Origin of the sequence: Kribbella sp. NPDC050281 (genome assembly GCF_040655855.1) — a bacterium.
Classification (GTDB): Bacteria; Actinomycetota; Actinomycetes; order Propionibacteriales; family Kribbellaceae; genus Kribbella.
Window position 1 is genome coordinate 1 of sequence record NZ_JBFAKS010000003.1, and the last position, 25,601, is coordinate 25,601.

The window sequence follows — 25,601 nt, forward strand, 5'->3', positions numbered from 1 at the left end:
AGAGTTGTTGTTGTATTTGGACGATTGGCGCAGCGGTAGCGCGCTTCCCTGACACGGAAGAGGTCACTGGTTCGATCCCAGTATCGTCCACGAAGGCGATAGGCGACGTGTGTCCGCGGAAGGCGCGGACCGGGTCGCCTTCGTCGTTTGTGCGGCAGCGCTTCGCTCGCCGCGAGCGGGGGCTCCGCCACCCGCACCCCCTTTGCGCCTTCGCTTCGCTCGGCTTGCTGGGGTTGCTCGCCGCGTGGATGGTTCCGGCGGTGGTTGCGCGCCGATTGAGGGTTCCGGCGGGGGTTGCTCGCCGCTCGAACGGTTCCGGGCGAGGGTTGGCCGCCGCTTGGTGGTTGCGGGCTGGGGGTGGGGTTGCTTGCTGGGTGTGGGACCTGGTGCAGCACATGCGCGGACCGTCCCGGCTCCACGTCTCGGGTGGCCCACACCCAGTCGCAAGCGCAGGTGGGTTATGGGCGTCGGGCTTTTAGGGCTACTGCTGTTAGGAGGGTGGCGGCTCCTGTGAGGGTCAGGGGGGTGAGGTGTTCGTGGAAGAGGAGGACGGCTAGGGCTGTGGCTGTTAGGGGTTCCAGGAGGGCTAGGACGGCTGCTGTTGAGGGGGTCAGGGTGCGGAGGCTCGAGTAGAAGAGGGTGTAGGCGAGGGCGGTGGGGATCAGGCCGAAGTAGGCGAGGGTCGGCCAGCTTGCCGCGTGTGGGGTCAGGCCTTCGAGTAGGGCTAGGGGTAGGAGTGCCAGGGCTGCAGTGGTGAAGCCTAGGAGTGCTGTGGTGGTGGGGGCTGGCTGGTTGCGGTTGAGGAGGGTGGTGGTGGCGTAGCCGGCTGCTGAGAGGAGGGACAGCAGGATGCCGGGGAGGGATGTGGTGATGGCGGTACCGGGGGCTGTTACCAGGAGGGTCAGGCCTAGGACTGCCAGCAGGAGTGCCGGCGTGATGCGTTCTCGGGTTGCCAGGGCTATGAAGAGAGGGCCTGCGCCTAGGGAGATGACGGTGGCAACTGCTACGCCCACTCGAGGTATGGCGGCGAAGTAGCCGAGTTGGCAGGCGGTCAGACCTAGGCCGGTGAGGATGTATCGCCATGGCGCGGCCATGAACGTGGCGCGGATCGGGGTCCTGGTGAAGAGGAAGTTGGCCAGGAAGAGCCAGGCTGCGCCGGTGGCCAGGCGCCAGAAGGAGATGGCGGTCGAGGTCAGGCCGCTCGATCGGAACAGCAGGGCGCCGGTGGGTCCGCCTGTGCCCCAGGCGAGGCCGGCCAGGGCTACGTAGGCGAGGGCGCGCGTCTTCGTGGGTCGGTGCAGCATCGAAGTACTCCGGGATGTTCGCGGGACAGGTGGGTCGTCTGCGAACAGCCCGAAGAAGCCCAGGTCAGAACCTGGGCGCTAACCGAGTGACCGTCCGCCTAAGCGGCGGTCGGCGGGGTGATGATGCGATGCACGGACAGGACCCTAGCCCGAAAGCGTGAGCCGGCCGAGCGAATTACATCCGGAGCTGGGAACCACCGTTGAAGTCCAGGACCGTGCCGGTGGCGAACTCAGCCTCCGGCGACGCCAGGTAGAGGATCGCCGCCGCGACTTCCGACGGGTCGGCGACGCGTTCGAGCGGGCTCTCCATGCGGCGGCGGTCGTAGCCTTCGCCGGTCAGCTGTACGGCGGCCATGTCGGTGGTCGTCCAGCCGGGCGCGATCGCGGTCACGGCGATGCCTTCCGGGCCGAGTGCGCGGGCCAGCGACTGGGTGAACGACACGATGCCCGCCTTCGACGCGCCGTACGCGGGCTGGTTGGGCTCGCCGCGGAACGCACCGCGCGACGACACGTTGACGATCCGGCCGCCGCGGCCCATGTGCCGGACCGCGCACCATGTGACGTTCGACGGGCCGACGAGATTCACCGCGAGGGTGTCCGCCCAGGCCTGCTGCCATTCCGCGTACGTCGTCTCGCGGATGCGGTGCGGGTGGTAGACGCCGGCGTTGTTCACGAGTACGTCGATCCCGCCCAGAGCGGCCGCGGCGTCGTCGACCATCGTCTGGATCGCGGCCGGATCGGCCAGATCCGCATGCGCGAGCACATGCCCTGATCCAGGCAGCGACTTCACAACGGCCTCGGCAGCGTCGGCCGAGGCACCGTAGTGCACCGCCACCCGGTCGCCCGCGGCCGCAAACGCCTGCGCCGTCGCCGCCCCGATCCCCCGCGAGGCCCCTGTCACCAACACAGCACGATCCATGCTCCCGATCCTTTCACCGGGAGCACGCAGCCTATTGGCGTGGGTTCACGTCGCGGCGGTGAGCCTTGGACTGGCGGGCCCATTGTTTCTTGGCTTCGGCGCGGAGGCGGAGGTTGTTGCGGCGGGCCATGAACGCGGCCTCGCGCTGCAGTTTGGTCCAGCTCTCGAAGCGGCGGATCGGCAGCGTGCCGTCCTCCAGCGCAGCCCGCACAGCGCACCCGGGCTCAGTGGCATGGGCGCAGTCCTTGAACTTGCACTGCTCGGCCAGCGCCGTGATGTCCGGGAACGCCGCAGCCAGCCCCTCACCGGACTCCTGCAGACCGATCCCCCGCAGCCCAGGCGTGTCGATCGCCACGCCGCCATTCGGCAGCACGATCAGCTCGCGTCGGACCGACGTGTGCCGCCCCTTCCCGTCCTCCCGGATGTCCTGCACGTCCAGCAGCTCCACACCGGCCAGCGCGTTCACCAGCGACGACTTCCCCGCACCACTCGACCCGAGCAGCGCCACAGTCGCGTCACCATCCAGCAGCGCCTGCACCGACTCCAGGCCCTGACCAGTCGTCGCACTACACACCAGTACGTCGGCACCCGGCGCAGCGCGCGCCACATCCTCAGCGAGGGCGTCGGCATCGCCGACAAGGTCCGACTTCGTCAGTACGACGACCGGCCGCGCACCGCTCTCCCACGCCAGCGCGAGGAAGCGCTCGATCCGGACGATGTTCGGCTCCGGCACCAGGCCGACGACGATCGCGATCACGTCGACGTTGGCCGCGAGCACCTGGCCTCTGGACGAACCACCGACCTCCGCGCGCACGATCGCCGTACGCCGTGGAGCCAGGGACTCGACCGTGATCCGGTCGTCCGGCCAGTACCGCAGTACGGCCCAATCCCCCGTACATGGGCCGGCCTGGGGGTCACTGGCCACATCGGCGAGGAGCGCACTGGACCACGTCGCGCGGACCGGGCCGTCCTCGGTGAGTACCGTCGCCAGGCCCTTGTCGACCCGGGCGACGCGTCCCGGCACGAGCTCGGCCGGGACAGAGCTCAGGTAGTCGGCCGTGGAGCTGTCGAGTCCCAGGGCCTGGAGTGTGGCTGACATCGGCGAACCTTTCGGAGGGTCCGGCCGCGAGGTCAGCTCAGCGGACGGACGGGGTGGGAGACATCGGCCCGGTGGGCCTGATCCAAGCTCATGGCGGGGGCCTCCCTTCCAAGTCCTGCGGTCCTGGTCCAGGACCGGCTGGTGGCGTCAGCGTAGGTCGTCGGTGTCCGTTTGCGCACCGGGTTTTCCGACCGGCTCGGGCTTGCGCTGGGGCGCCGGCCCGGAGGCCGCCTCGGGCTTGCGCTGCGGCGCCGGCCCGGGAGCCGGCTCGGCGACCTCGGTCTTCGGTCCCGGCTCGGCCGCCGGAGCCTTCGGCGGCCGGTCCGTCCGCGGCCTCTCCGTAGGTGGCCGGTCCGTAGGCGGCCGCTCCGACGACGGGGCCTTGGGCGGCTGGTCCGCCGCCGGTACGCCGAGGCTCTCGACCTTCCGCGCGACCTCGATCTCCGGCCGCTCCTGCTCGACCGGGGTCAGCGGGTTGTCGTGATGCGGCTCCGACTCCGCCTTCATCACCGGCTCGACCTCGTCCGGGGTCTCCTTCACCGTCTCCGTCACCCGGACCTTGTGCGGCCAGAGCCGGTCGACGACCGCGTTCAGCGCCGCGCCGATCAGCACCGCGATGGCGGTCATGTAAAGCCACATCAGTACGGCGATCGGCGCCGCCAGCGGACCGTAGATCGACGTACCGCCGACCGTGCTCTGCAGGATCCAGCGCAGGACGAAGCTGCCCAGGATCCAGATCGAGAGCGCCAGGAACGACCCGGGCAGATCGGAGACCCAAGGCGTCCGCACCGGCACCGACAAGTGGTACAGGGTGTTCAAGAAGCCCGCGGACAGGATCGTGACGACGGGCCAGTACAGCTGGTTCAGGAAGTCGAGGCGGTGCGGCAGCAGGGCCTGTACGGCGTCCGGTCCGGCCAGCACCAGCGGGAGGACGATCACGCCGATCACGAGGGCGGCGCAGTACAGCGAGAACGACAGCGCCCGGGTCCGGACGATGCCGCGCTTGCCGCCCATCCCGTACATGATCGTGATGGTGTCGACGAACACGTTCAGCGCGCGACTGCCGGACCACAGCGCGAGCACGAAACCGATCGAGATGACGTCCGGCCGGCCGCCGTTCAGGACCTGGTCCAGGGTCGGCACGATCACGCCCTGGACCGAGTCCGCGGTCAGCGCCCGGGCAGCCAGTTCGACGATCTGCGCCTTGATGTCGTCGATCGTCTCGACCTCGAAGTACTTGCCGGCGATGTAACCGAGACTTCCGGCCAGCCCGAAGATCAGCGGCGGCAGCGAGAGGATCGCGAAGAACGCCCCCTCGGCCGCGAGACCGGTGACCCGGTAGCGCAGACAGACACCGATGGTCTGGGTGAGCAGCTTCCAGGTCGTCGCGGGGATTTTGCGGACCCATGCCAATGAGAGGGAGCTCCCACCCGCGGGTCTTGCCCCTGAACGTGCCATACCGCTTACCGTACTGACATGGCGGACCCATTCGCGGTAACGAATCAGGCTCCCCCACTCCAGGGGGTGAACTTCTTCACCCGGGACACGGCCCTCGGTGACGCTCTGCGTCCGTACGCCGACCTCGCGGACGATCCCGGGCTGACCCGGATCGGCGAGCTCGCGGGCTCCGAAGAGGCCCTCGCTCAGGCACTCCCCGCGAACCAGAACCCACCGGTCCTGCGCACACACGACCGGTACGGGAACCGGATCGACGAGGTCGAGTTCCACCCGTCCTGGCACTGGCTGATGGAGCGCGCCGTCGGCTTCGGGCTGCAGGCCGCGCCGTGGACGAGCGACGAGCCCTCCCCACATCTGACCCGCGCGGCCGGCTTCTACGTCTGGTCCCAGGTCGAGCCCGGCCACGGCTGCCCGATCTCGATGACGTACGCCGCCGTCCCCGCCCTGAGGGCGGACGAACGGCTCGCCAAGGAGTGGGTCCCACAGCTGGCTTCGCGCCAGTACGACGTACGCCGGTTGCCTGCGGCCACCAAGAGCGGCGTACTCGCCGGGATGGGGATGACCGAGAAGCAGGGCGGCTCGGACGTCCGGGCGAACCTGACCACCGCGACGCCGGCCGGTGACGACGGTGAATACCAGCTGAACGGACACAAGTGGTTCTGCTCGGCACCGCAGGTCGACGTCTTCCTGGTCCTGGCGCAGGCGCCGGACGGACTGAGCTGCTTCGTCGTCCCGCGCGTGCTTGCCGACGGCAACCGGAACGCGTTTGCCCTGCAGCGGCTGAAGGACAAGCTCGGGAACCGGTCGAACGCGTCCAGCGAGGTCGAGTTCCACGGCACGGTCGGCTACCGCCTCGGCGACGAGGGCGCCGGGGTCCGCACGATCATCGAGATGGTGGCCGCGACCCGGCTGGACTGCGTCCTCGGTTCGGCCGCTCTCCAACGGCGCGCGTTGGTGGAGGCGCTCTGGCACACCCGCCACCGGTCGGCATTCGGTGATCTGCTCGCCGACAAGCCCGCGATGCAGAACGTGCTGGCCGACCTGGCGCTCGAGAGTGAGGCTGCGACAGCGCTCGCGATGCGGCTTGCGGCGGCGGTCGATGCGTCGACCGACGGCAACGAGCAGGAGGCCGCGTTCCGGCGGATCGGGCTGCCGCTGGCGAAGTTCTGGGTGAGTAAGCGGACGCCGTTCATGGCCGCCGAAGCCCTGGAGTGTCTCGGCGGGAACGGGTTCGTCGAGGAATCCGGGATGCCGCTGTTGTTCCGGGAGTCCCCGCTGAACTCGATCTGGGAAGGGTCGGGGAACGTGAACGCACTCGACGTACTGCGAGCCCTCAGAAGGCCCGAGTCGCTCGAGGCTTGGCTGCTGGAGGTCGGGGCGGCGCGGGGTGCGGACGAGCGCCTGGACACGGCGGTGAACGACGTACTGCAAGCGCTTGCTGACGTCGAGGGCGCGGAGGCGGGCGCCCGCCGGTTGGCGGCGCGGATGGCGCTCTGCCTGCAGGCGTCCCTGCTCGTCCGGCACTCGACTCCCGCGGTCGCGGACGCCTTCGTCGCGTCCCGGCTGGCGAACGACTGGGGCGGCGTCTTCGGCACCCTCCCGCGGACCACGCCGTTCGGCCTGATCACCGACCGCAGCCTCTGACTCCGAGCCGCGTCCGCACGATAGGGTGGCCGCGTCGCGACTGGCGCGCTGAGGTGGAGAACCACCGGGGAGCGAAGACTGTCGGCACCGTGCGCCTGGGTGCCTACGACCCACTGCAACCGCAGGAGAGACAACGATGACTCAACCCTTCGACGCCGCCGCCGCGTCGGCCGCGTACAACAACGCGCTCCAGGTGATCGCCGCGGTGGAACCCACCGTCGCCGGCGCGATCAAGGCCGAACTGGCCGACCAGCGTTCCTCGCTGAAGCTGATCGCGAGCGAGAACTACGCCTCCCCCGCCACCTTGCTGACGATGGGCAACTGGCTCTCGGACAAGTACGCCGAGGGCACCATCGGGCACCGTTTCTACGCGGGCTGCCAGAACATCGACACCGTCGAGCAGGCCGCGGCCGACCACGCCACGGCGCTGTTCAACGCGCCGCATGCCTACGTCCAGCCGCACTCCGGCATCGACGCGAACCTGGTCGCCTTCTGGGCGATCCTGGCCCAGCGGATCGAGTCCCCGGCGCTGGCCGAGGCGGGCGCGAAGCACGTCAACGACCTGTCCGAGGAGGACTGGTCCAAGCTCCGCCGGGCGTTCGGTGACCAGAAGATGCTCGGTATGTCGCTGGACGCCGGCGGCCACCTGACCCACGGCTTCCGGCCGAACATCTCCGGCAAGATGTTCCACCAGAGCTCCTACGGCACCGATCCGGAGACCGGGCTGCTCGACTACGACGAGGTCGCCCGCAAGGCGCGGGAGTTCAAGCCGCTGATCCTGATCGCCGGCTACTCGGCGTACCCGCGGAAGGTGAACTTCGCGACGATGCGCGAGATCGCCGACGAGGTCGGCGCGACGCTGATGGTCGACATGGCGCACTTCGCCGGCCTGGTCGCGGGCAAGGTCTTCACCGACGACTTCGACCCGATCCCGCATGCGCACGTCACCACCACGACCACGCACAAGTCGCTGCGCGGCCCGCGCGGCGGCATGGTGCTGTGCCAGCCGGAGTACGCCGACGCCGTCGACCGCGGCTGCCCGATGGTTCTGGGTGGCCCGCTCGGCCAGACGATGGCGGCGAAGGCGGTCGCGCTGGCCGAGGCCCGGCAGCCGTCGTTCCAGGAGTACGCGCAGGCCGTCGCAGACAACGCGGTCGTGCTCGCGGAGGGCCTGATGAAGCGTGGCGTCAAGCTCGTCACCGACGGCACCGAGAACCACCTGGCTCTGCTCGACGTCTCGTCGTACGGGATCACCGGGCGGCAGGCCGAGTCGGCGCTGCTCGACGCGGGCATCGTGACCAACCGGAACGCCGTACCGCGCGACCCGAACGGCGCCTGGTACACCTCGGGCGTCCGGATCGGTACGCCGGCACTGACCACGCGCGGCTTCGGGGCCGACGAGTTCGACCGGGTCGCCGAGCTGATGGTCGACGTACTGTCCTCGACGACGCCGACGACGACGGCCGCCGGTGCACCGTCCAAGGCGAAGTACGTGCTGGCCGACGGCGTCGCCGACAAGGTCAAGGCCGCCTCGGCCGAGATGCTCGACAAGCACCCGCTGTACCCGGGCCTCGACCTCAACTGACCTCATCGCGCGGCGCCTGCTCTCCCCTCGGGAGCAGGCGCCGCGCTGCTCTGTCAGGCGTCCTGCTTGATGCCCATCAGCGCCTCCTGCGAGGCCTTGGTGGCCTGCTTCGGCATCAGTACGGCGGCCAGTACGGCGCCTGCGACCGCGATGCCGGCCGAGACCCACATGGTCGTGTTGAGGCTGGTCATGAACGCGTCGCGTACGTCGCCGAGCAGGTCCGCCGACCCGACCTTGGTCGCGACCGCGAGCCCGCCGCCCAGCCCCTTCTCGACCGCGTCAGCCGCCTGTGCCGGCAGGCCGCTCGTGTCCACGTTGTGCCGGTAGACGGAGTTCAGCACCGTGCCGAGGACGGCGACGCCGACGGTGCCGCCAACCTGCCGGAACGCCTGCAGTAGAGCGGACCCGGTGCCGGCCCGCTCCGGGTCGAGCACACCCAGCGCCGCGTTCATTGCCTGCGGCATCGAGCAGCCGAGGCCGAACCCCACCACCACGAACCAGATCGCGGTGTAGCCGTAGCCGGTACCGAGATCGGTGAAGGCTCCGAGCAGGAACCCGGCGGCCATCACCAGGAACCCGGCCATCACCACCAGCCGGGTGCCGGCCTTCGCCTCAACCGGCTCGGCCAGCTTCGCCCCGACCGTCATTCCGCCGATGAACGGCAGCAGCTTGAGACCGGTGTGCAGCGCGTCGGACCCGTTGATGCCCTGGAAGTACTGCGGCATCGTGAAAAGCAACCCGAAGATCGCGAAGACCGAGACGGTGAGCAGCACCGCCCCACCGGTGAACACCTTCTCGCCGAACAGCCGCAGCTCGATCAGCGGGTCGGAGTTCCGCCGCTGCCAGAGCAGGAAGACGGCAAGGAGTACGACGGCCAGGGCCAGGAAGAGCACCGTGGTCCCGTCGGTCCATGAGGTCTCCCCCGCCTTGGTCACGCCGTACACGAGCGAGGCCAGGCCGGCGCTGGAGAGCAGGATGCCGAGCCAGTCGATCGCCGGACGGCGCGAGCTGCGGGTCTCCGGGACCAGCAGGCTGACAGCGATCGCGGCGATCAGCGCGATCGGTACGTTCAGGTAGAAGATCCACTGCCAGCCGGCGTGGTCCAGCAGCAGGCCGCCGACGATCGGGCCGAGCGGCATGCCGATGCTGTTCGCCACGACGAAGAAGCCGATCGCCTTCTTGCGCTCGACCTCGGTGGGGAACAGCACGGTGATCAGGGACAGCGCGACTGGCACGATCATCGCGGCGCCGACGCCAAGGAAGGCTCTGGCGCCGATCAGCTGGCCGGCCGAGTCGGACAGCGCACAAACGAGCGACGCCGCGCCGAACAGTGTCAGCGCGATCGCGATGATCTTGCGACGCCCGAAGCGGTCGCCGAGCAGACCGGCCGGCAACAGCAGCGCGGCGAGAACCAGGTTGTAGCTGTTCGCCATCCACTGCAGCTGACTGGTCGACGCGTCGAGGTCGGCGGCCAGGGTCGGCAGCGCGACGTTCAGCACCGTCGTGTCCAGGCCGAGCACGAGCACGGCCAGGCAGAGTGCGAAGAGGACTCCGAAGCGGCGGGCGCCGGTGAGCGTCGGCCCTTCGGCAACGGAGGAGGTGGTCATGCCCAGTAAATTATCAGATATTTGTGATAGTTGCGATAGATCAAATTACTGTAGTCTTCAATCATGGCGCCCGAACCCACTCCCGAAGAGGTCAGCCAGTTCGTCGAGCGCTTCGCCGGCATCCTCGCGAACAGTGGCGTCCCGACCATGTCGGCCCGGGTGATGGGACGGATGCTGGTCAGCCCGACCGGGACGATGACGGCCGCCGAGCTGGCCGAATCGCTCAAGATCAGCCAGCCCGCGGTGTCCGGCGCGGTCCGGCAGCTGATCCAGGTCTCCTTCATCACCCGCGAGCGGCAACCCGGCTCACGCAAGGACCACTACCGGATCCGCGACGACGTCTTCGCCGCCATCCTCGAACGGCGCAATCTCGCGCTGAGCGAATGGGAGTCCAGCAGCCGGTCCGGCGCGGAGCTGTTCGGCCCCGCCAACCCGGTCGGCCGCCGCCTGTCCGAAGCCGCCGACTTCTTCGCCTTCATCCACGCCGACATGGACCAGATGATCAAGAACTGGCGCGCCGAACATCCCCGCTGAACGCTCCTTTGATCGGCTGTAATCGTTTGTTGTGATCGGCAATAGACGGGTGTGGAACCGATGACCGAGCCCGCCGGGGCCGATCTTGAGCAGCTGTATACGGAGCACTATCGCGCGATTCTGCGGTACGTCGTACGCCGGATCGGGGATGCCGACGAGGCGCCCGATGTGACCGCGGACGTGTTCCTGACGGCGTTGAGGCGGCGGACGGATGTGCCGCGGGACAGAGCGTTGCCGTGGCTGTACCGGGTCGCGGCGAACGTGCTGGCCGATCGACGGCGCAGCCGGCAGCGGTCGACTGCCGCATATCAACGCGCCGGCAACGACCTCGTGACCAGGGCCGGACCGGCCGCGGAAGAGCGGCTCGAATGGTCCGACCAACTGGCTGGGACTCTGACTGCTCTGCGGACACTGAGTGCGGCCGACCAAGAGGTGCTGATGCTGGCGGGCTGGGAGGAACTGCGTGGCGCCGATCTCGCGACGGCACTTGGTTGCTCGAGGGCGGCCGCGGCAGTTCGGCTGCACCGCGCGAGAGCCCGGTTGAAGACGGCGCAGGCGCAGTACGACGACCCGGCTCGGAGCACCCAGGGACGGTCGGCTGGTTCCACGGTCGTGCGAACAGCTGAGTCCAAGACGCAGGGAGAACGTTCATGAACACCAACGACCTCGACACCCTGAAGCGCGTCGACCCGGCGTCCGGGATCCCCGATGGCCCGCTGACAGATCGCGAACTGGCTGGACTGCAACGGATCGCGACCCGGCTGGCGGCGGAGGAGCACGTTGCTCCGGTCAACGGCGTACCGGCGGCCTACGTACCTGCCCGTCGTGGAAAGGTACGGCGGCGCGCGGTGCTGGTCGGCGCGGCCGGGGCTGTGGCGGTCGCGGGCGCTGGGGTGGTGGTCGTCGACCCGTTCGGGTCGGGTGGGGTCGCGATGGCGGCGACTCCGCCGTTGCTGGATGCCGAGCTCGCGCAGGGCCGGCCAGGCAAGGCGGCGCTGCTGGCGCTCGCGGCGACGGCGGCCGCCGACAAAACGCTGCCGGGCGACGCCGGGTCGCACACGGTGCGGATGCAGGCGTGGAACCTGTCGACGGCCGTCGACAGTAAGGAGCGGGTCACCTCGGCGATCATTCCGGAGGACGTGAGCCTGACCTGGAACAGCGATCTGTCCGGGCGCCTGGTGGTCAGGACCGGGCAGCCGTACTCCCCGGATCCGGCGTCTCACAAGGACTCGGTCGGTAAGCCCGGCAGGGTGAAAGGTGACCAGTCGTGGCCACCGGGGAGATACCAGCCGATGTACCGCTATCCGCTGCCGAGCGACCCTGCACGGCTCTTGGCGGTGCTGAAGATCGGCCACGACATCGACGCCAACGGCCCCGGCCAGCTGGCCGGGGCAGTCACGGACCTGTATCGCGAGGCGACGCCGGCCCCAGCGGTACGCGCCGCGGTGCTCAAGATCCTCGCCGATCACAGCAACGCGGTATCGCTGGGCGCAATGACCGACCGGAGCGGCCGCAAGGGCCGGGCGTTCGCGGTCGACAGCAGCTACGGCGGCCTGCCGAACCGGCACGTCCTGATCTTCGACCCCAGGACCGGCCGCCTCTGGGCCGACGAAACGGTCCTGACGAAAACCGCCGGGCGTCTGAACGTCCGGATCCCCGCCGTGATCAGCTACAACCTCTACCTGTAGACGGGGCGGCTGGGTGCACCGGCGAGCGCGCGGGGAGAGGTGCGCGCGCGTCGCCGGTGCGGGGAGGGGACTACGTGGTCAGCGCGTAGACGGCGATGGCTGCGAAGTCGTCGGCTGGTTCGGAGGCTTGCCAGGAGCGGACGTCATCGACGTACCGGGAACCGTGGCCAGTGAACTGGGCGTACTGGTCGACACCGTCGGCCGGGCACGGGTTCATGCCGTCCAGGTGATCACCCAGACCTTCCTCGAACAGTTCCTCCGAGTTCGGCCCATTCACGACCGCACCCGTGAGCTCGCGCCCGAGAATGTTCGCGATCTGGTGGTGCGGGCACCGCTCGGCGTTCTCCCCCACGCCGACCATGAACGACACACCCCACGCGTTGGCGCCGAAGTTCCAGTCGAGCTGCTGCGTACCGAAGTCGTCGTACCGCCGATCTCCCGTCACATGCCGATACAGATGCGCGGTAGCCGCCAGCCCGAAGGCATGCGGTACGGCGTCGAAGTTGTCGTACTGCGCCCCAGCGCGGAACGGATCCGCGGACGCCCGCTCCGCCCCGATCTCCAGCTGCGCACGCAGATCACCAGCCAGCTTCTTCACCAGCGCACGATCCGATCGGTTGGCCCGGATCAGATCCGCATGCGCCAGCGCGCTCACGTCGTACAGGTTGAGCGTGTCGCCGCCGGCCTCGTGCTCGATGTACTGCGCAGCCCAGTAGCCGGCCTGCTTCAACCACGCGTGTCCTCGTGGATCGCGGAGGCGCTGCGCGGCAAGCGCCAGCTCGGTGGCACCCAACTCGAGGTCGTCCCGCCACGCCGACTCGGGGTAGAACGCGAACGGCAGCGACGTGACCAGCTGCCCGACGTTCTCGGTCTGAGCCTGAGCAAAGATCTGCGCCGCAGTCTCGAGATGACGACGAGCCTTGGCCGGATTCGTCCGTGCCTCGACCTGTGCAGCAAGAGCGAACGCGGCAGCAGTGCGGCCCGCAAGGTTCGGACTGATCGGCTGCCCGGGCGCCGCGGCCCGGAACACCGGCCGGTTGCGCAGGAACCGCTCAGACGGATCGGTCAGGTGATCGTCGACCTCCGGCAGCCGCCAGATGTCGTGGTCGCCGATGAAGGTCTCCTCGACGTTGCCGGTGCCGATTCCGACCTGGATGTAGAGCGTCTTCGTCCGCTCGTCCCACATCTTGTCCAGCCAGTCCAGACCGTGCCGCGCCTCGGCCAGCACCTGCTCGTCCGGCGTCCGCGCGTCCCGGGCCGATGCCCACAGCAACGACTCCGAGTACGCCGCGATGTGCGTGAACTTCAGGTAGTCGCCGGCGTCGTACCAACCGCCCTCGACGTCGACCGGCCCACCGATCCGCTGCAGTTCACCGACGGTCTGATCGGTGTCGGGATCGACGAACACCGGCCATTCGTAGACCTGCGCGGCCCGGTCGTTCAGGTGCGCCGGCTGCCGCCCGAGCGAACCCGGTACGACGTTCGCGCCGTCACGCTGCTCGGTGAAGAAGGTGACCGCCTTGTCCTTGGCCCCGGTCAGCATCCGGTCGCTGTTCGCCCGGATCTCGAACGCCGCCGACGACGCGATCCCGGGCACCTCGACCCGATATGTCCCCGGCACCTTCAGCGCGGACAGGTCCAACTGGTACACGTGCTGATACGTCGCATTCCACTCCCCCGCGTCACCGCCGACGCGCCCGGTCAGCACCCGGTGCCCGTGCCTGTCGACCACCTGGAAGTTCTTCCCGGCCGCCGCGTCCCGCGTCATCACGTACGCCGCCTTGCCGTCCAAGGCGCCGTACCCGAGCTGACTCACCCGCACCACGCCGCCGGACGCAGCAGCGGACACCGTACTCACCGGCCCCACCACCGATCCCGCCGCCAATCCCGCAGCCACGACGATCGACCCCACCCGGCGCAACGACCTCACGAGCGACTCCTCCCACCCGACCAGCAACGTCGACCCGACCAATAGGAAAGTTTCCTGTTGATTTTGTCGGAAGGTAGCGCAGTCCCCCGCCGGAGTACAGAGCTCAGCGTCCGACCCGAACGACCGCCCAGACCATCAGCGCAGCGAAGGCCGAACCGATCACCACACACGCCACCGAGATCCCCGCCAGCGTGATGAACGCACCGAAGGCGACCATCGCGACCGGCATCAGGCCTTGGTCGGACAGATGCACGATGCTGAAGCTCCGGCCCAGGTACGACGCGTCGACCGACAACTGGAACACGGCCGACAACTGGGCGGACGCGATCCCGGCCGTGCTGCCGATCATCACCATGGCCAGGACGATGCCGGCCCGCGGCATCACACCGATCATCACGCAGCCGGCCGCCTGGAAGATCAGCGCGATCAGCCCGCTGCGGGCGAGGTTCGCCGGCTTCCAGCGCATCGCGACGATCGCACCGGCCGCGGCCGAGATCCCCGAAACGGCCTCGAACCAGCCGAGCGCGGCCGGTCCCCACCCGTCCAGATGCGTCCGCTGCACCAGACCGACCGCGAGCACCGGACCCACGCAGAGGTTCAGCCCGGAGAACGCGATCACCAGCGTCCGCGCCTTGGCGTCGCGACCGAGGTAGGAGAAGCCCTCCTTCAGGTCCGCGCGGATCGACCTACCGGTGGACGCGGGTTGTGGCAGCCGCGGCTTCACCAGGAACGCCAGGACAGCCGCGATCACCGCGAACGACACCGCGTCGACGAGCATCACTGTGACCAGGCCGCCGTGCGCGACCAGCACGCCACCGAGTGGTGCCCCGACGAAGATGGCGAGGCGGACCGCCAGCTGGTTGCCGGCCATCAGCTTCACCTGGTCGTCCGGCTGCACCATCCGGCGCGGCAACGTCCCGGCGGCCGGCGTGTAGATCGCGTCGACCACGCCGAACGCCACCGCGATCGCGAGCAGCAATTCCAGGGACAACCCCCACATCGAAGCGACCAGGGCGCCTACGGTCAGGACGACGATCCGGCCCAGATTCGCCAGGACCATCACGCGGCGTCCGTCGATACGGTCGGCGAGCGCCCCGCCGAACAGCAGCACGAGCGCCTGCGGCAGCGCGCCGATACCCATCACGAGTCCGGCGCCGGCCGGCGTCGTGATCTGCGCGGCACTCCAGGCCAGACCGACGTACCAGGCCATGTCGCCGACCTTCGAGACGGCGGCTGCGAAGATCCAGGCGTGCACGCGGGTGTCCCGGCGTAGCGGCGGGAACACGACGGCGGGAGCGGTGGGCGGAAGCTCGCTCATGGCCGGGCCGGCACCGCGTGCGCGAAGAAGAAGACCCGGTGGGCGTCCTCCCCCTCGGACGGTTCGTCGTAGTACTCGCGGACGAGAACCTCGATCCGCTCACTGAGCTCGTCCAGCCGCTCGGGCGTCAATGTGAGCCATCTCTCGGTCGCGTACGCCGCCCGCACCCAGGACTCGTCGAACTGGTATCTGATGTCGAACCACTGCCGCACCTTGCCGACGTGATGAGCCAGGTTCTGGTCCTCGGCCGTGGCTGCGACCAACTCGCCGGCCGGGTCGCCCTGGGCATCCGCGATGGACCAGGAGTACGACGACGTGTCGCCGAGCCTCCACCACCGTTCCCGCCGGTTCTTGGCCAGCTCGGGGGCCTCGACGATCACCCCGGCCGCGCTCAGAACCTTGAGGTGATGGCTGATGTTGCCGACCAGTTCACCGGTGGCCTCGGCCAGCCGGGAGGCGGTCGCGGGGCCGTCGACATAGATGATGTCGAGCATCCGGCGGCGGAGCGGATGGTGGATCGCGGCGAGTACGGACGGCGTCACCGACCGTCGGTTGGCGGGTGTCATGGGCAGCACGATAGCTTCCACAAGAATTCTTGTGCAAGAGTTCTTGTGGAACGAATCCAGAGCCCGAAACAATCTCCATCAGACTGATAGACATAGCCGTATCGTGAGACCGACGCTCAGGATGTGGGATTGTGGGTTGATTTGTCAGCCGCTGGAGCTGACTCTTGTGGACATGCTCGCTGCCCAGTCCACCCACCTCGTAGGTCGCATTCATGTCGACCTCGGGCGGATGCGCAGCGCCATCTGTTGTCCTTCGATGTTCTGACAGCGACCCCGCCGGGCCCGATGACGGCCCCTGATCACCCCCGATCACCGCTGGGTGCGCACCGCGCGGAACGCATCGAACCGACGACGCTTCGATCTCGCCGCCTGCGGACGCACCTGTCACGAGGACTAGGACACGTTCCCGATGACTGGCGTCACCTCAGCTCCCCGCAAACCGGCCCGCCCGCGCAAGGGCAAGGGCGAAGGACAGTGGGCCCTCGGCTACCGCGAGCCGCTGAACAAGAACGAGGAGAACAAGAAGAACGACGACGGGCTCAACGTCCGGGCCCGGATCGAGAACATCTACGCGCACACCGGCTTCGACTCGATCGACCCGGCCGACCTGCGCGGACGGTTCCGCTGGTGGGGGCTTTACACCCAGCGCAAGCCCGGGATCGACGGCGGCAAGACCGCGACGCTGGAGCCCGAGGAACTGGACGACCGATACTTCATGATGCGGGTCCGGGTCGAGGGCGGCCAGCTCAGCACCGAGCAGCTCAAGGCGATCGCGGAGGTCTCGACCGACTACGCGCGCGACTCCGCCGACATCACCGACCGGCAGAACATCCAACTTCACTGGATCCGGATCGAGGACGTGCCGGCGATCTGGCAGAAGCTGGAGTCGGTCGGCCTGTACACCACCGAGGCCTGCGGCGACGTACCGCGCGTCGTCATCGCGAGCCCGGTCGCCGGGATCGCGGCCGACGAGATCATCGACCCGACGCCGGCCATCGACGAGATCGTCGACAAGTACATCGGCTCCTCGGAGTTCTCCAACCTGCCGCGCAAGTTCAAGACCGCACTGACCGGTCACCCGTCGCACGATGTCGTACCTGAGGTCAACGACATCGCGTTCGTCGGGGTGGTTCACCCCGAACACGGGCCGGGCTTCGACCTGTGGGTCGGCGGTGGACTGTCGACGAACCCGATGCTCGCGCAGCGGCTCGGCGCCTGGATCCCGCGCGACGAGGTCGCCGAGGCCTGGTGGGGTGTCACCAGCATCTTCCGCGACTACGGCTACCGGCGGCTGCGCAACCGGGCCCGGCTGAAGTTCCTGGTCGCCGACTGGGGTGTGGAGAAGTTCCGCGAGGTGCTGGAGGAGAAGTACCTCAAGCGCAAGCTGATCGACGGGCCCGCGCCTGAGATCCCCGCCGTCCAGGGTGACCACGTCGGCGTTCACAAGCAGAACGACGGCAAGTACTTCGTCGGTGTCGCACCGGTGGTCGGCAGGGTCTCCGGTACGTCGCTCGGCAAGGTGGCCGACGTGGTCGCGGCGCACGGGTCGAACCGGATCCGTACCACCGCCCAGCAGAAGCTGCTCGTACTCGACGTCGAGGAGTCGCAGGTCGACTCGCTGGTCGCCGCGCTGGACGCGCTCGGCTTCCAGGCCAACCCCTCGGCCTGGCGGCGGAACACGATGGCCTGCACCGGCATCGAGTTCTGCAAGCTGGCGATTGTCGAGACCAAGGCGCGGGCCGCCCAGCTGATCGACGAGCTGGAGGAGCGGATCCCGGAGCTCGACGTACCGATCACCGTGAACGTCAACGGCTGCCCGAACTCCTGCGCGCGGATCCAGGTCGCCGACATCGGCCTGAAGGGTCAGTTGGTCCGCGATGCCGAGGGCAACCAGGTCCCGGGCTACCAGGTCCACCTGGGCGGCGGCCTCGGCCTGGACGCCGGCTTCGGCCGGAAGCTGCGCGGCCACAAGGTCACCTCGGCGGATCTGGCCGACTACGTCGAGCGGATCACGCAGAACTACCTGAAGGAGCGCAACGAAGGCGAGCGCTTCGCCCAGTGGGCCACCCGAGCGGACGAGGAGGCACTCCAGTGAACGAACGAAGTGAGTTCACCATCAAGCGCAGTGTGACTTGTGCCTCATCGGCGCCCGGAGCGAAGCGAGGACGTCGATGAGTGAGCGTGCAGCGCCGCTGTACTGCCCGTACTGCGGGGACGAGGACCTCCGGCCGGCGGAGGACGGACACGGCACCTGGGAGTGCCGGCCGTGTGCACGGGTGTTCCAGCTGAAGATGATCGGACTGCGGGTGGCGGTGGAATGAGTACAGATCTGAAGACGCTCGCCGAGGAGGCGAACGAACGACTGGGCGACGCCACGGCGCTCGAGGTGCTGGCGTGGGCGCGGGAGACCTTCGGCGACGAGCTGGTGGTGACCGCCTCCATGGCCGACGGTGCACTCCCCCACCTGGCGGCCGAGGCGGCTCCCGGTGTCGACGTACTGTTCCTCGACACCGGCTACCACTTCGCCGAGACGATCGGGACCCGGGACGCGGTCGCGGCGACGCTGCCGATCAACCTGATCAACGCGCTCCCGAAGCAGACCGTCGCGGAGCAGGACGCGGAGTACGGCGAGAAGCTGCACGACCGCAATCCCGACCAGTGCTGCGCGCTCCGCAAGGTCGAGCCGCTGAACCGGTACCTGTCCGGCTACAAGGCCTGGGTGACCGGCGTACGGCGGGAAGAGGCGCCGACGCGGGCCAACACCCAGATCGTCGAGTACGACGAGAAGCGCGACATGGTGAAGCTCAACCCGATCGCCCCGTGGACGCAGGAGGATCTGGACAGCTACATCAGCGACAACGGCGTACTGGTCAACCTCCTGCAGTACGACGGCTACCCGTCGATCGGCTGCGAACCGTGCACCCAGCGCGTCGCACCGGGCGAGGATCCTCGCAGCGGCCGCTGGGCCGGCCAGGGAAAGATCGAATGCGGGCTCCACACATGACCGCCATCATTGACGCCCCGGAGGCCATCCTGACCACCATGAGCGCCACTCAGACAGTCACCGAGCTGGATGCTCTGGAGAGCGAGTCCATTCACGTGTTCCGTGAGGTGGCGGCGGAGTTCGAGCGGCCGGTGATCCTGTTCTCCGGTGGCAAGGACTCGATCGTGATGCTGCACCTGGCCCGGAAGGCGTTCGCGCCGGCCGGTGTCCCGTTCGCGCTGCTGCACGTCGACACCGGGCACAACTTCCCCGAGGTGCTCGCGTTCCGCGACGCCACGGTCGAGTCGCTCGGGCTGCGGCTCGAGGTGGCCAGCGTCGAGGGCTACATCGCCGACGGCCGGCTGCGGGAACGCTCGGACGGGACCCGGAACCCGCTGCAGACGATTCCGTTGCTGGACGCAATCAACGGACACCGGTTCGACGCCGTGTTCGGCGGCGGCCGGCGAGACGAGGAGCGGGCCCGGGCGAAGGAACGGATCTTCAGCCTGCGCGACGAGTTCGGCCAGTGGGACCCGCGCAACCAGCGGCCCGAGCTGTGGTCGCTCTACAACGGCAAACACCGCCCGGGTGAGCACGTCCGGGTATTCCCGCTGTCCAACTGGACCGAGCTGGACGTCTGGAACTACATCGAGCGCGAGCAGATCCCGCTGCCGGACATCTACTACGCGCACCAGCGGGACGTGTTCGAGCGCGACGGCATGTTGCTTGCCGTCGGCCCCTACTCGCAGCCGCGCGAGGACGAGACGGTCGAACGCCGGGTCGTCCGCTACCGAACCGTCGGTGACATGTCCTGCACCGGCGCAGTCGCCAGTACGGCGACGTCCGCGGCCGAGGTCGTCGTCGAGGTCGCGGCCAGCGAGCTGACCGAGCGCGGCGCGACCCGCGCCGACGACCGCGTCAGCGAAGCCGCGATGGAAGACCGCAAGCGAGAGGGGTACTTCTGATGACCACGCTCCTCCGCCTGGCCACCGCCGGCTCGGTCGACGACGGCAAGTCCACGCTGGTCGGCCGCCTGCTGCACGACTGCAAGGCGATCCTGGCCGACCAGATCGCTCACGTCGAGTCCGTCTCCGCGGCCCGCGGCGGTGACTTCGACTTCGCACTGCTCACCGACGGCCTGCGGGCCGAACGCGAGCAGGGCATCACCATCGATGTCGCCTACCGGTACTTCGCGACCGAGAAGCGCAAGTTCATCCTGGCCGACTGCCCGGGCCACGTGCAGTACACCCGCAACACCGTGACCGGCGCGTCCACTGCGGATGTGGTGATCATCCTGGTCGACGCGCGGCACGGCGTACTCGAGCAGACCCGCCGGCACCTGGCGGTCGCCGGACTGCTCCGGGTGCCGCACGTCGTACTCGCGGTGAACAAGATCGACCTGGTCGGGTACGACGAGGCCGTGTTCACCGGGATCGCGAAGGACGTCGCGCAGCTCGCCGACCAGCTCGGGATCGCCGACGTCCAGGCCATCCCGGTGTCCGCGCTGGTCGGGGACAACGTGGTCGACCACTCGACCGAGACCAGCTGGTACGACGGCCCGACGCTGCTGGAGTACCTGGAGAACGCCGATGGCCGGATCGACTCCTCCGACCAGCCGCTGCGCTTCCCGGTCCAGTACGTAATCCGGCCGCAGACCGACGACGAATACCGCGACTACCGCGGCTACACGGGCACCGTTGCCTCCGGCACCGTTGCGGTCGGCGACCCGGTGATCGTGCTGCCCGCCGGTCGCCGTACGTCGATCGCCGGCATCGACCGGCCCGTGGTGACCGCCACCAGCACCGCGGTCGTCGAGAGGCCGTCCGCGGTTGCCGGTGAGGCCGTGACCGTCCGGCTGGCCGACAACATCGACGTCGCCCGCGGCTCGGTCATCGTGGCTGCCGAAGCCTCCCCCGGCACCCGCCGGGAGGTCGCCGCGACGGTGTGCTGGCTGTCCGACCGCCCACTGACGGTGGGCGCCCGGGTGCTGATCAAGCACACCACGACGACCGCCCAGGCGATCGTCACCAAGATCAACGGGGCGCTGGACCTCGACTCGCTCGGCGTCATCGATGCCACCGAGCTGGGCCTCAACGACATCGGCAAGGTGCAGCTCAAGGCAGCCGCACCGCTGGCCGCCGATCCGTACTCCAGCAACGCCATCACCGGATCGTTCCTGCTGATCGACGCCCACGACGGGTGGACGCTCGCGGCCGGCATGATCGACGACGAAGAAGGGGAACTGCTGTGACTGCTCCAGCGCTCGTGATCCTCGCCCACGGCAGCCGCGATCCGCGTTCGGCCGCCACCGTCCACGGCCTCGTGAAGTGCCTGCGTGACCTGCGCGACGACCTGCGGATCGAAGCCTCCTTCCTCGACCACTGCCCGCCCACGCCGTACCAGGTCATCGGCAAGCTCGCCGCCGAGGGCGTGGAGGAGGTCGTCGTCCTGCCGCTGCTGCTGTCGTCGGCATACCACGCCCGGGTGGACGTCCCGGCCGTCGTCGACGAGGCACGCAGCCGGTTCCCCGACCTACGGATCATCGCTTCCGACGTGCTCGGGTACGACGAGTCGCTGCTCGACGTACTGGATCGCCGGATGCGCGCCGAGCTCAAGGACGGCCGGGTGCGGGAGCTGGACGCGCTCGTGCTGGCGTGCGCGGGGTCGAGCGACTCGCAGGCGAACGCGAGCGTGACGCGGCTGGCGAGGTTGTGGGGTCAGCGGCACAAGCTGCCGGTCACCGCGGCCTTCACCGCTGCCGCCTCGCCGTCGCCGGCTGAGGCCGTGCTGCAGTGGCGGCTCGAGGGCCGCCGTCACGTGGCCGTCGGTTCGCTGTTCCTCGCGCCTGGCGTCCTGCCGGACCAAGCCGAGTCGACCGCTCGCCGGGCCGGTGCCGTCGCGGTGTCACGGCCGCTGGGTGTGAGCGCTGAGGTCGCCCGGCTCGTGCTGCTGCGCTACGGCGTGGCAGGCCTCGACCTGCTGACCCTGGCCCCGGTCGCGCGCCCGACAGTGATCAGCCGCCCGGAGCTCGTCCGCACCGCCTGATCAACCGCAGCGCTACGGATCTCAGCCGAAGCGCAGTGAATCGATGAAGGAGACGTCGGCGTGCGGCGTCTCCTTCGTCATGAGTTGGCGACCATTCGCCGAGTCATGCTCGGCGGTTACCGGCTCTGCACCAGTTGAATCGGATTTCCGTCGGGATCCGCGATCCACGCGATCCGCAGGCTGCTGAGCCAGTCGTGTGGCGCGGACAGTGACGCACAGCCGGCCGCGGTCAGGCGGGCGAACTCGCCGTCGGTGTCCTCGCACCAGAGCACGAGCTCGGCGGCCCGGCCGGTGAGATCCGGTGAGAGGCCGTGGTCCTTGCGCGCGGAGGCGACATCGGCGATCCCGAGGTTGAAGCCCTCGAGGACCAGTTCGACGTGGATCGGATCGCCCTCGGGCGGGTGCTGGAACCGTTGCGCGAAGCCGAGGCCGAGGTAGAAGTCGCGCAGCACCGGGAGTTGCTCGGAGTAGAACGTGATCTGGGGCGCCCTGAACATGCCCTGATCCTTTCACGAGATCTTGGACGGCGGAGATATCGTGATATCTTGATAGCCATGACGAAGGATGCGACGAAGAACATCCTGTTGCGGCTGGATCCGGAGTTGGCGGAGCGGCTGCAGACGGTGGCGTCGGTTGAGGGACGGTCGGTGTCGGACGTCGCCCGCGAAGCGATCGCCGCGCTGGTCGACCAGCGGCGCGAGGACAGCCGGTTCAGCCAGTTGCTGGAGGAGAACCTCACTCGGCACGAGCAGTCGCTGCGCCGCCTCCGCGGAGACGACTGATGCGCTACCTCGGCGTGTACGACGTCCTGGCGGTGGCGGCCCGGGTGCTCCGGTGCAGCTCCGAGGACGCCGTACGACGGACCGACCTGGACGCGGTCGAACGCGCACTGTCCGACGTACGCCGTACCAGCGGACTGGCCGAGGCGGCCGGTGTCCTCCTGTCCGGGCTGATCCGGTCCCGAGCGTTCAGCGGGGCGAACCGGACGGTCACGGTCGCGGTGGTGTTGCAATTCGTCACGCTCAACCAGGCCGACCTGCGGCTCGAGCCGGTGGACGAATTGGACAACCTACTGGACCGGATCGTGGCCGACGAGACCAACCGGCACGAGGTCGCCGGCTTCATCCAGGACCGGCTGGAGCACCTCGGGATGACTGCCGCCGAACTGCACGAGCACCTCCGGCTCGATCTGCTGCTGGAGGACGAGGTCGCAGCACTGCACACCGAGTGGCAATGGATGGGAGAACACATGTTCGAGCAATTCAACGCCGAGGCTCGGCGTGCCGTCGTGGTGGCGCAGGAGGAGGCGCGGAGCCTCGACCACACCTTCATCGGGACGGAGCACCTCCTCCTCGGACTGATCGAGGAGGGTCAGGGCGGGGTGGCGAAAGTCCTGTCCGACAAGGGGATCGCGGCCCCGGCGGTGCGCGATCTGGTGCTGGAGATCATCGGGCGCGGCGAGCACAAGGCCCCGGGCGGACACATCCCGTTCACACCGCGGGCCAAGCACGCGCTCGAGCAGGCGTACAAGGAGTCGCGCCGGCTGAGAGCCGAGCAACTCGGGCCGGAGCACCTGCTGCTCGCCCTGCTCCACGATGGCGAAGGCGTCGCCGCCCAGGTCCTGACGAGGCTCGGCGGCAAGCTCGACGACCTCCGCGCGCGGATCGAGCAGTGGATCGACCGCCGGCAGCGGACCGAGGCCGTGGTCACCGACATGCTCACCGAGGACCCGTCGACCTGGACCACCTACGGCCGGCGGCACCACCTGGTCCACGAGCTGAACGCCGTGCTCGACGAGAACGAACGCCTGCACGAGCAGGTCACGCGGCTACGCGACCTGCTCCGCAAGCACGACATCGACCCCGACAGCTGAGGCCCGCGGCTGAGGCCGGTCAGGTGGCGGCCAGGCGCTTCTTCTCGGCCGCCACGTCGTAGTCGGCCTCAGGCCACTGCGGGTCGAGCGCCTTCAGCGTCTCCAGCAGGATCGTCGTGACGGCCCAGTTGCGGTACCACTTGCGGTCGCTGGGGATCACGTACCACGGCGCCTCGGCGCTGTTACAGCGCTCCAGTGCCGCGTGATAGGCCTCCATGTAGTCCGGCCAGAGCTTGCGCTCGTCGACGTCGCCGGTGTTGTACTTCCAGTGCTTCGTCGGGTCGTCCAGCCGGGCCTGCAGCCGCTCCTTCTGCTCCTCCTCGGAGATGTGCAGATAGCACTTCAGCAGCGTCACGCCGTTCGCGTCCAGCTCGGCCTCGAAGTCGTTGATCTGCTCGTAGCGGCGGTTCCACACAGTCGGGGTGACCAGGTTGCGAACCCTGGCGATCAGCACGTCCTCGTAGTGCGACCGGTCGAAGATGCCGATCAGGCCGGGGTCCGGCAGCGCCTGCTTGATCCGCCACAGGAAGCCGCGCCGCTTCTCGGCAGGCGTCGGTGCCTTGAACGAGGTGATCTTCAGGCCCTGCGGATCCATCAGACCCGCGCCGTGCCGGATCACGCCGCCCTTGCCGGACGTGTCCATCCCTTGCAGCACCAACAGGATGCTGCGCTGGCCGCCCGTGCGCCCCTCGGCGAACAACTTCTCCTGCCAGTCCGACACCTCGGCGCCGAGACCCTCCAGCGCGAGCTTGCCGTCCTCCTTGGACCCGTCGAACCCGGTCGTCGCGCGCGTGTCGTACTTCGTCAGGTCGACCGGACCCGACGGCACTCGCAGGTGCGCGGCCAGCCCCCCAGCTTCCGCCTTCTCAGCATTCTGGCTCTTCTTCTCCTTCGCCATTCGCCCATCCTGCCTCATCCACCCCCAACTTCAGCGCCTTTTGGTACGACGCCACCGCATATGCACTCAAAGAGTCATGCCCGGGACAGTGCGATCAATCGCGACAGAGCGCGCAGGTACTTCTTCCGGTAGCCGCCCTTGAGCATCTCGGCGGAGAACAGTTGGTCGAGCGGTACGCCGCCGGCCAGCAGCGGCAGGTCCCGGTCGTACATGCGGTCGGCCAGAACAACGAGCCGCAGCGCGACGTTTTCGTCGGTCAGTGGCCGGATGTCGGTGATCGCGACGGCCTCCACGCCGTCGAGCAGAGCGCCGTACTTGCTCGGGTGCAGCTCGGCCAGGTGGCGGTGCAGGTCGACGAAGTGATCGCACGACGCCCCCGGTCGCTCGGCCGCGATCTTCTCGACCTGCTCGTCCGGCCGAGGTTCCGGCGCGACCGGCAGCCCGCGATGACGGTAGTCCGGCCCGTCGATCCGCCGTACGTCGAAGTGGGCCGCCAGGGCCTGGATCTCGCGGAGGAAGTCGATCGCCTGGAACCGGCCCTCCCCCAGCTTGTCCGGCAACGTGTTCGAGGTCGCGGCCAGCTCGACTCCCGCCGCCACCAACTGACCGAGGAGCCGCGAGATCAGCATGGTGTCGCCCGGGTCGTCCAGCTCGAACTCGTCGATACAGATCAGCCGGTACGACGACAAGGCCTCGACGGCGGCGCGGAGACCGAGAGCGCCGACCAGGTTGGTGAGCTCGACGAACGTGCAGTACATCTTCGGCCCGGCAGCCTCGTGCCACAGCGACGCGAGCAGGTGCGTCTTGCCGACACCGAAGCCGCCGTCCAGGTAGATGCCCGGCTTGCCCGCGGGGGTGGCGCCACGTCCGCGGAAGCGCGACCAGAAACTCGGCGCTTGCCGTGGCTGGGCCAACTGCACCGCGCGCTCGCTGAGCACACTCAACGCGTCGGCTTGCGAGGGCTCGTCCGGATCCGGCCGGTACGTCGCGAAGCGGACCTCGGCGAAGCGCGGTGGCGGCACACACTCGGACAGCAGCCGATCGGAACTGACCTCCGGCCACCGCTCACTCAGCCGGATCACCATGTCTCAACCTTAGGGCTATCCGCTCTGCGGATGACGATCCGTTCTTCTGCGGATGGAAAGGTCCG

The 25,601-nt window shown here is 68.7% G+C and carries 24 protein-coding genes, 1 tRNA gene and 1 riboswitch; of the genes, 14 read left to right on the forward strand and 11 right to left on the reverse strand.

Going from position 1 to position 25,601, the window contains the following annotated elements; genetic code table 11:
* Nucleotides 1-18 precede the first annotated feature (18 nt).
* Nucleotides 19-90, forward strand: a tRNA-Val gene (locus AB0I34_RS04240).
* A 368-nt stretch (nt 91-458) separates the two neighbouring features.
* On the opposite strand, the gene AB0I34_RS04245 is transcribed toward AB0I34_RS04240, so the two are convergent.
* From AB0I34_RS04245 to AB0I34_RS04260, 4 genes are all read right to left on the reverse strand, one after another.
* Nucleotides 459-1,304, reverse strand: coding sequence for a DMT family transporter (locus AB0I34_RS04245; protein WP_360439130.1), 846 nt, complete (start codon nt 1,302-1,304; stop codon nt 459-461).
* A gap of 175 nt (nt 1,305-1,479) precedes the next feature.
* Nucleotides 1,480-2,223, reverse strand: coding sequence for an SDR family oxidoreductase (locus AB0I34_RS04250; protein ID WP_360439133.1), 744 nt, complete (start codon nt 2,221-2,223; stop codon nt 1,480-1,482).
* Nucleotides 2,224-2,254: 31 nt separating this feature from the next.
* Nucleotides 2,255-3,322: a ribosome small subunit-dependent GTPase A gene (gene rsgA / locus AB0I34_RS04255; protein WP_360439136.1), complete on the reverse strand. Its 1,068-nt coding sequence runs from the start codon at nt 3,320-3,322 to the stop codon at nt 2,255-2,257.
* Nucleotides 3,323-3,469: 147 nt separating this feature from the next.
* Nucleotides 3,470-4,735 (reverse strand): YhjD/YihY/BrkB family envelope integrity protein, encoded by a 1,266-nt coding sequence (locus AB0I34_RS04260; protein ID WP_360439139.1) that lies wholly within the window; start codon nt 4,733-4,735, stop codon nt 3,470-3,472.
* Nucleotides 4,736-4,798: 63 nt separating this feature from the next.
* Between AB0I34_RS04260 and AB0I34_RS04265 the strand changes: the two genes are divergently transcribed.
* Together AB0I34_RS04265 and AB0I34_RS04270 are read left to right on the forward strand one after the other, a co-directional pair.
* The gene (locus AB0I34_RS04265) at nt 4,799-6,424 is read left to right on the forward strand and encodes an acyl-CoA dehydrogenase family protein (RefSeq protein WP_360439142.1); all 1,626 of its coding nucleotides are present in this window, start codon (nt 4,799-4,801) and stop codon (nt 6,422-6,424) included.
* 26 nt (nt 6,425-6,450) lie between these two features.
* Nucleotides 6,451-6,532: riboswitch (ZMP/ZTP riboswitch) on the forward strand.
* A gap of 28 nt (nt 6,533-6,560) precedes the next feature.
* Nucleotides 6,561-8,009, forward strand: a complete 1,449-nt coding sequence (locus AB0I34_RS04270; RefSeq protein WP_360439145.1) for a glycine hydroxymethyltransferase — start codon at nt 6,561-6,563, stop codon at nt 8,007-8,009.
* A gap of 53 nt (nt 8,010-8,062) precedes the next feature.
* Here the strand turns inward: AB0I34_RS04270 and AB0I34_RS04275 are convergent, their stop codons facing one another.
* A complete protein-coding gene (locus AB0I34_RS04275; RefSeq protein WP_360439148.1) occupies nt 8,063-9,616 on the reverse strand; it encodes an MFS transporter in 1,554 nt (517 codons plus the stop codon).
* A gap of 63 nt (nt 9,617-9,679) precedes the next feature.
* Here AB0I34_RS04275 and AB0I34_RS04280 point away from each other — a divergent pair, with 63 nt between their 5' ends.
* The 3 genes from AB0I34_RS04280 to AB0I34_RS04290 are packed head-to-tail and all read left to right on the forward strand — an operon-like array spanning nt 9,680 to nt 11,838.
* A complete protein-coding gene (locus AB0I34_RS04280) occupies nt 9,680-10,150 on the forward strand; it encodes a MarR family transcriptional regulator (protein ID WP_360439151.1) in 471 nt (156 codons plus the stop codon).
* Between the two features lie 60 nt (nt 10,151-10,210).
* Nucleotides 10,211-10,804, forward strand: a complete 594-nt coding sequence (locus tag AB0I34_RS04285) for a sigma-70 family RNA polymerase sigma factor (RefSeq protein ID WP_360439154.1) — start codon at nt 10,211-10,213, stop codon at nt 10,802-10,804.
* Complete coding sequence (locus tag AB0I34_RS04290) at nt 10,801-11,838, forward strand: CU044_5270 family protein (RefSeq protein ID WP_360439157.1); 1,038 nt, start codon at nt 10,801-10,803, stop codon at nt 11,836-11,838. Before AB0I34_RS04285 ends, AB0I34_RS04290 begins: the two co-directional genes overlap by 4 nt.
* Before the next feature lie 70 nt (nt 11,839-11,908).
* On the opposite strand, the gene AB0I34_RS04295 is transcribed toward AB0I34_RS04290, so the two are convergent.
* The 3 genes from AB0I34_RS04295 to AB0I34_RS04305 form a co-directional block, all read right to left on the reverse strand.
* On the reverse strand, nt 11,909-13,768 hold the full coding sequence (locus tag AB0I34_RS04295) for a glycoside hydrolase family 9 protein (RefSeq protein WP_360439160.1): 1,860 nt from the start codon (nt 13,766-13,768) through the stop codon (nt 11,909-11,911).
* Between the two features lie 103 nt (nt 13,769-13,871).
* Complete coding sequence (locus tag AB0I34_RS04300; protein WP_360439163.1) at nt 13,872-15,086, reverse strand: MFS transporter; 1,215 nt, start codon at nt 15,084-15,086, stop codon at nt 13,872-13,874.
* Nucleotides 15,083-15,652 (reverse strand): helix-turn-helix domain-containing protein, encoded by a 570-nt coding sequence (locus AB0I34_RS04305; protein WP_360439166.1) that lies wholly within the window; start codon nt 15,650-15,652, stop codon nt 15,083-15,085. The genes AB0I34_RS04300 and AB0I34_RS04305 overlap by 4 nt, the downstream gene beginning before the upstream one ends.
* A 409-nt stretch (nt 15,653-16,061) precedes the next feature.
* Here AB0I34_RS04305 and AB0I34_RS04310 point away from each other — a divergent pair, with 409 nt between their 5' ends.
* From AB0I34_RS04310 to AB0I34_RS04335, 6 genes are all read left to right on the forward strand, one after another.
* Nucleotides 16,062-17,747 (forward strand): nitrite/sulfite reductase, encoded by a 1,686-nt coding sequence (locus AB0I34_RS04310; RefSeq protein WP_360439169.1) that lies wholly within the window; start codon nt 16,062-16,064, stop codon nt 17,745-17,747.
* 76 nt (nt 17,748-17,823) lie between these two features.
* Complete coding sequence (locus tag AB0I34_RS04315; protein WP_360439171.1) at nt 17,824-17,973, forward strand: hypothetical protein; 150 nt, start codon at nt 17,824-17,826, stop codon at nt 17,971-17,973.
* Nucleotides 17,970-18,656 carry a phosphoadenylyl-sulfate reductase gene (locus tag AB0I34_RS04320; protein ID WP_360439174.1) on the forward strand — a complete coding sequence of 229 codons (687 nt, stop codon included), beginning with the start codon at nt 17,970-17,972 and terminating at the stop codon, nt 18,654-18,656. Before AB0I34_RS04315 ends, AB0I34_RS04320 begins: the two co-directional genes overlap by 4 nt.
* 38 nt (nt 18,657-18,694) lie before the next feature.
* Nucleotides 18,695-19,600, forward strand: coding sequence for a sulfate adenylyltransferase subunit CysD (cysD, locus tag AB0I34_RS04325; RefSeq protein ID WP_360440079.1), 906 nt, complete (start codon nt 18,695-18,697; stop codon nt 19,598-19,600).
* A complete protein-coding gene (locus tag AB0I34_RS04330) occupies nt 19,600-20,886 on the forward strand; it encodes a GTP-binding protein (protein ID WP_360439177.1) in 1,287 nt (428 codons plus the stop codon). Before cysD ends, AB0I34_RS04330 begins: the two co-directional genes overlap by 1 nt.
* Nucleotides 20,883-21,680, forward strand: a complete 798-nt coding sequence (locus AB0I34_RS04335) for a sirohydrochlorin chelatase (RefSeq protein ID WP_360439180.1) — start codon at nt 20,883-20,885, stop codon at nt 21,678-21,680. The genes AB0I34_RS04330 and AB0I34_RS04335 overlap by 4 nt, the downstream gene beginning before the upstream one ends.
* 116 nt (nt 21,681-21,796) lie before the next feature.
* On the opposite strand, the gene AB0I34_RS04340 is transcribed toward AB0I34_RS04335, so the two are convergent.
* Nucleotides 21,797-22,177, reverse strand: coding sequence for a VOC family protein (locus AB0I34_RS04340; protein ID WP_360439183.1), 381 nt, complete (start codon nt 22,175-22,177; stop codon nt 21,797-21,799).
* A gap of 57 nt (nt 22,178-22,234) precedes the next feature.
* Here AB0I34_RS04340 and AB0I34_RS04345 point away from each other — a divergent pair, with 57 nt between their 5' ends.
* Nucleotides 22,235-22,462 (forward strand): ribbon-helix-helix protein, CopG family, encoded by a 228-nt coding sequence (locus tag AB0I34_RS04345; protein WP_360439186.1) that lies wholly within the window; start codon nt 22,235-22,237, stop codon nt 22,460-22,462.
* Nucleotides 22,462-23,553 carry a Clp protease N-terminal domain-containing protein gene (locus AB0I34_RS04350; RefSeq protein ID WP_360439189.1) on the forward strand — a complete coding sequence of 364 codons (1,092 nt, stop codon included), beginning with the start codon at nt 22,462-22,464 and terminating at the stop codon, nt 23,551-23,553. Before AB0I34_RS04345 ends, AB0I34_RS04350 begins: the two co-directional genes overlap by 1 nt.
* A gap of 19 nt (nt 23,554-23,572) precedes the next feature.
* Here the strand turns inward: AB0I34_RS04350 and AB0I34_RS04355 are convergent, their stop codons facing one another.
* Nucleotides 23,573-24,451, reverse strand: coding sequence for a polyphosphate kinase 2 family protein (locus AB0I34_RS04355; RefSeq protein ID WP_360439192.1), 879 nt, complete (start codon nt 24,449-24,451; stop codon nt 23,573-23,575).
* Nucleotides 24,452-24,525: 74 nt separating this feature from the next.
* Nucleotides 24,526-25,536, reverse strand: coding sequence for a cell division protein ZapE (zapE, locus tag AB0I34_RS04360; protein ID WP_360439195.1), 1,011 nt, complete (start codon nt 25,534-25,536; stop codon nt 24,526-24,528).
* Nucleotides 25,537-25,601 lie beyond the last annotated feature (65 nt).

Coding starts and splice junctions, on each gene's coding strand:
- AB0I34_RS04250 (WP_360439133.1), bottom strand. CDS start 2,223: ATGGATCGTGCTGTGTTGGTGACAGGGGCCTCGCGGGGGATCGGGGCG.
- AB0I34_RS04290 (WP_360439157.1), top strand. CDS start 10,801: ATGAACACCAACGACCTCGACACCCTGAAGCGCGTCGACCCGGCGTCC.
- AB0I34_RS04265 (WP_360439142.1), top strand. CDS start 4,799: ATGGCGGACCCATTCGCGGTAACGAATCAGGCTCCCCCACTCCAGGGG.
- AB0I34_RS04285 (WP_360439154.1), top strand. CDS start 10,211: ATGACCGAGCCCGCCGGGGCCGATCTTGAGCAGCTGTATACGGAGCAC.
- zapE (WP_360439195.1), bottom strand. CDS start 25,536: ATGGTGATCCGGCTGAGTGAGCGGTGGCCGGAGGTCAGTTCCGATCGG.
- AB0I34_RS04280 (WP_360439151.1), top strand. CDS start 9,680: ATGGCGCCCGAACCCACTCCCGAAGAGGTCAGCCAGTTCGTCGAGCGC.
- AB0I34_RS04270 (WP_360439145.1), top strand. CDS start 6,561: ATGACTCAACCCTTCGACGCCGCCGCCGCGTCGGCCGCGTACAACAAC.
- AB0I34_RS04320 (WP_360439174.1), top strand. CDS start 17,970: ATGAGTACAGATCTGAAGACGCTCGCCGAGGAGGCGAACGAACGACTG.
- AB0I34_RS04340 (WP_360439183.1), bottom strand. CDS start 22,177: ATGTTCAGGGCGCCCCAGATCACGTTCTACTCCGAGCAACTCCCGGTG.
- AB0I34_RS04300 (WP_360439163.1), bottom strand. CDS start 15,086: ATGAGCGAGCTTCCGCCCACCGCTCCCGCCGTCGTGTTCCCGCCGCTA.
- AB0I34_RS04355 (WP_360439192.1), bottom strand. CDS start 24,451: ATGGCGAAGGAGAAGAAGAGCCAGAATGCTGAGAAGGCGGAAGCTGGG.
- AB0I34_RS04310 (WP_360439169.1), top strand. CDS start 16,062: ATGACTGGCGTCACCTCAGCTCCCCGCAAACCGGCCCGCCCGCGCAAG.
- AB0I34_RS04345 (WP_360439186.1), top strand. CDS start 22,235: ATGACGAAGGATGCGACGAAGAACATCCTGTTGCGGCTGGATCCGGAG.
- AB0I34_RS04330 (WP_360439177.1), top strand. CDS start 19,600: ATGACCACGCTCCTCCGCCTGGCCACCGCCGGCTCGGTCGACGACGGC.
- AB0I34_RS04305 (WP_360439166.1), bottom strand. CDS start 15,652: ATGACACCCGCCAACCGACGGTCGGTGACGCCGTCCGTACTCGCCGCG.
- rsgA (WP_360439136.1), bottom strand. CDS start 3,322: ATGTCAGCCACACTCCAGGCCCTGGGACTCGACAGCTCCACGGCCGAC.
- AB0I34_RS04275 (WP_360439148.1), bottom strand. CDS start 9,616: ATGACCACCTCCTCCGTTGCCGAAGGGCCGACGCTCACCGGCGCCCGC.
- AB0I34_RS04245 (WP_360439130.1), bottom strand. CDS start 1,304: ATGCTGCACCGACCCACGAAGACGCGCGCCCTCGCCTACGTAGCCCTG.
- cysD (WP_360440079.1), top strand. CDS start 18,695: ATGAGCGCCACTCAGACAGTCACCGAGCTGGATGCTCTGGAGAGCGAG.
- AB0I34_RS04315 (WP_360439171.1), top strand. CDS start 17,824: ATGAGTGAGCGTGCAGCGCCGCTGTACTGCCCGTACTGCGGGGACGAG.
- AB0I34_RS04350 (WP_360439189.1), top strand. CDS start 22,462: ATGCGCTACCTCGGCGTGTACGACGTCCTGGCGGTGGCGGCCCGGGTG.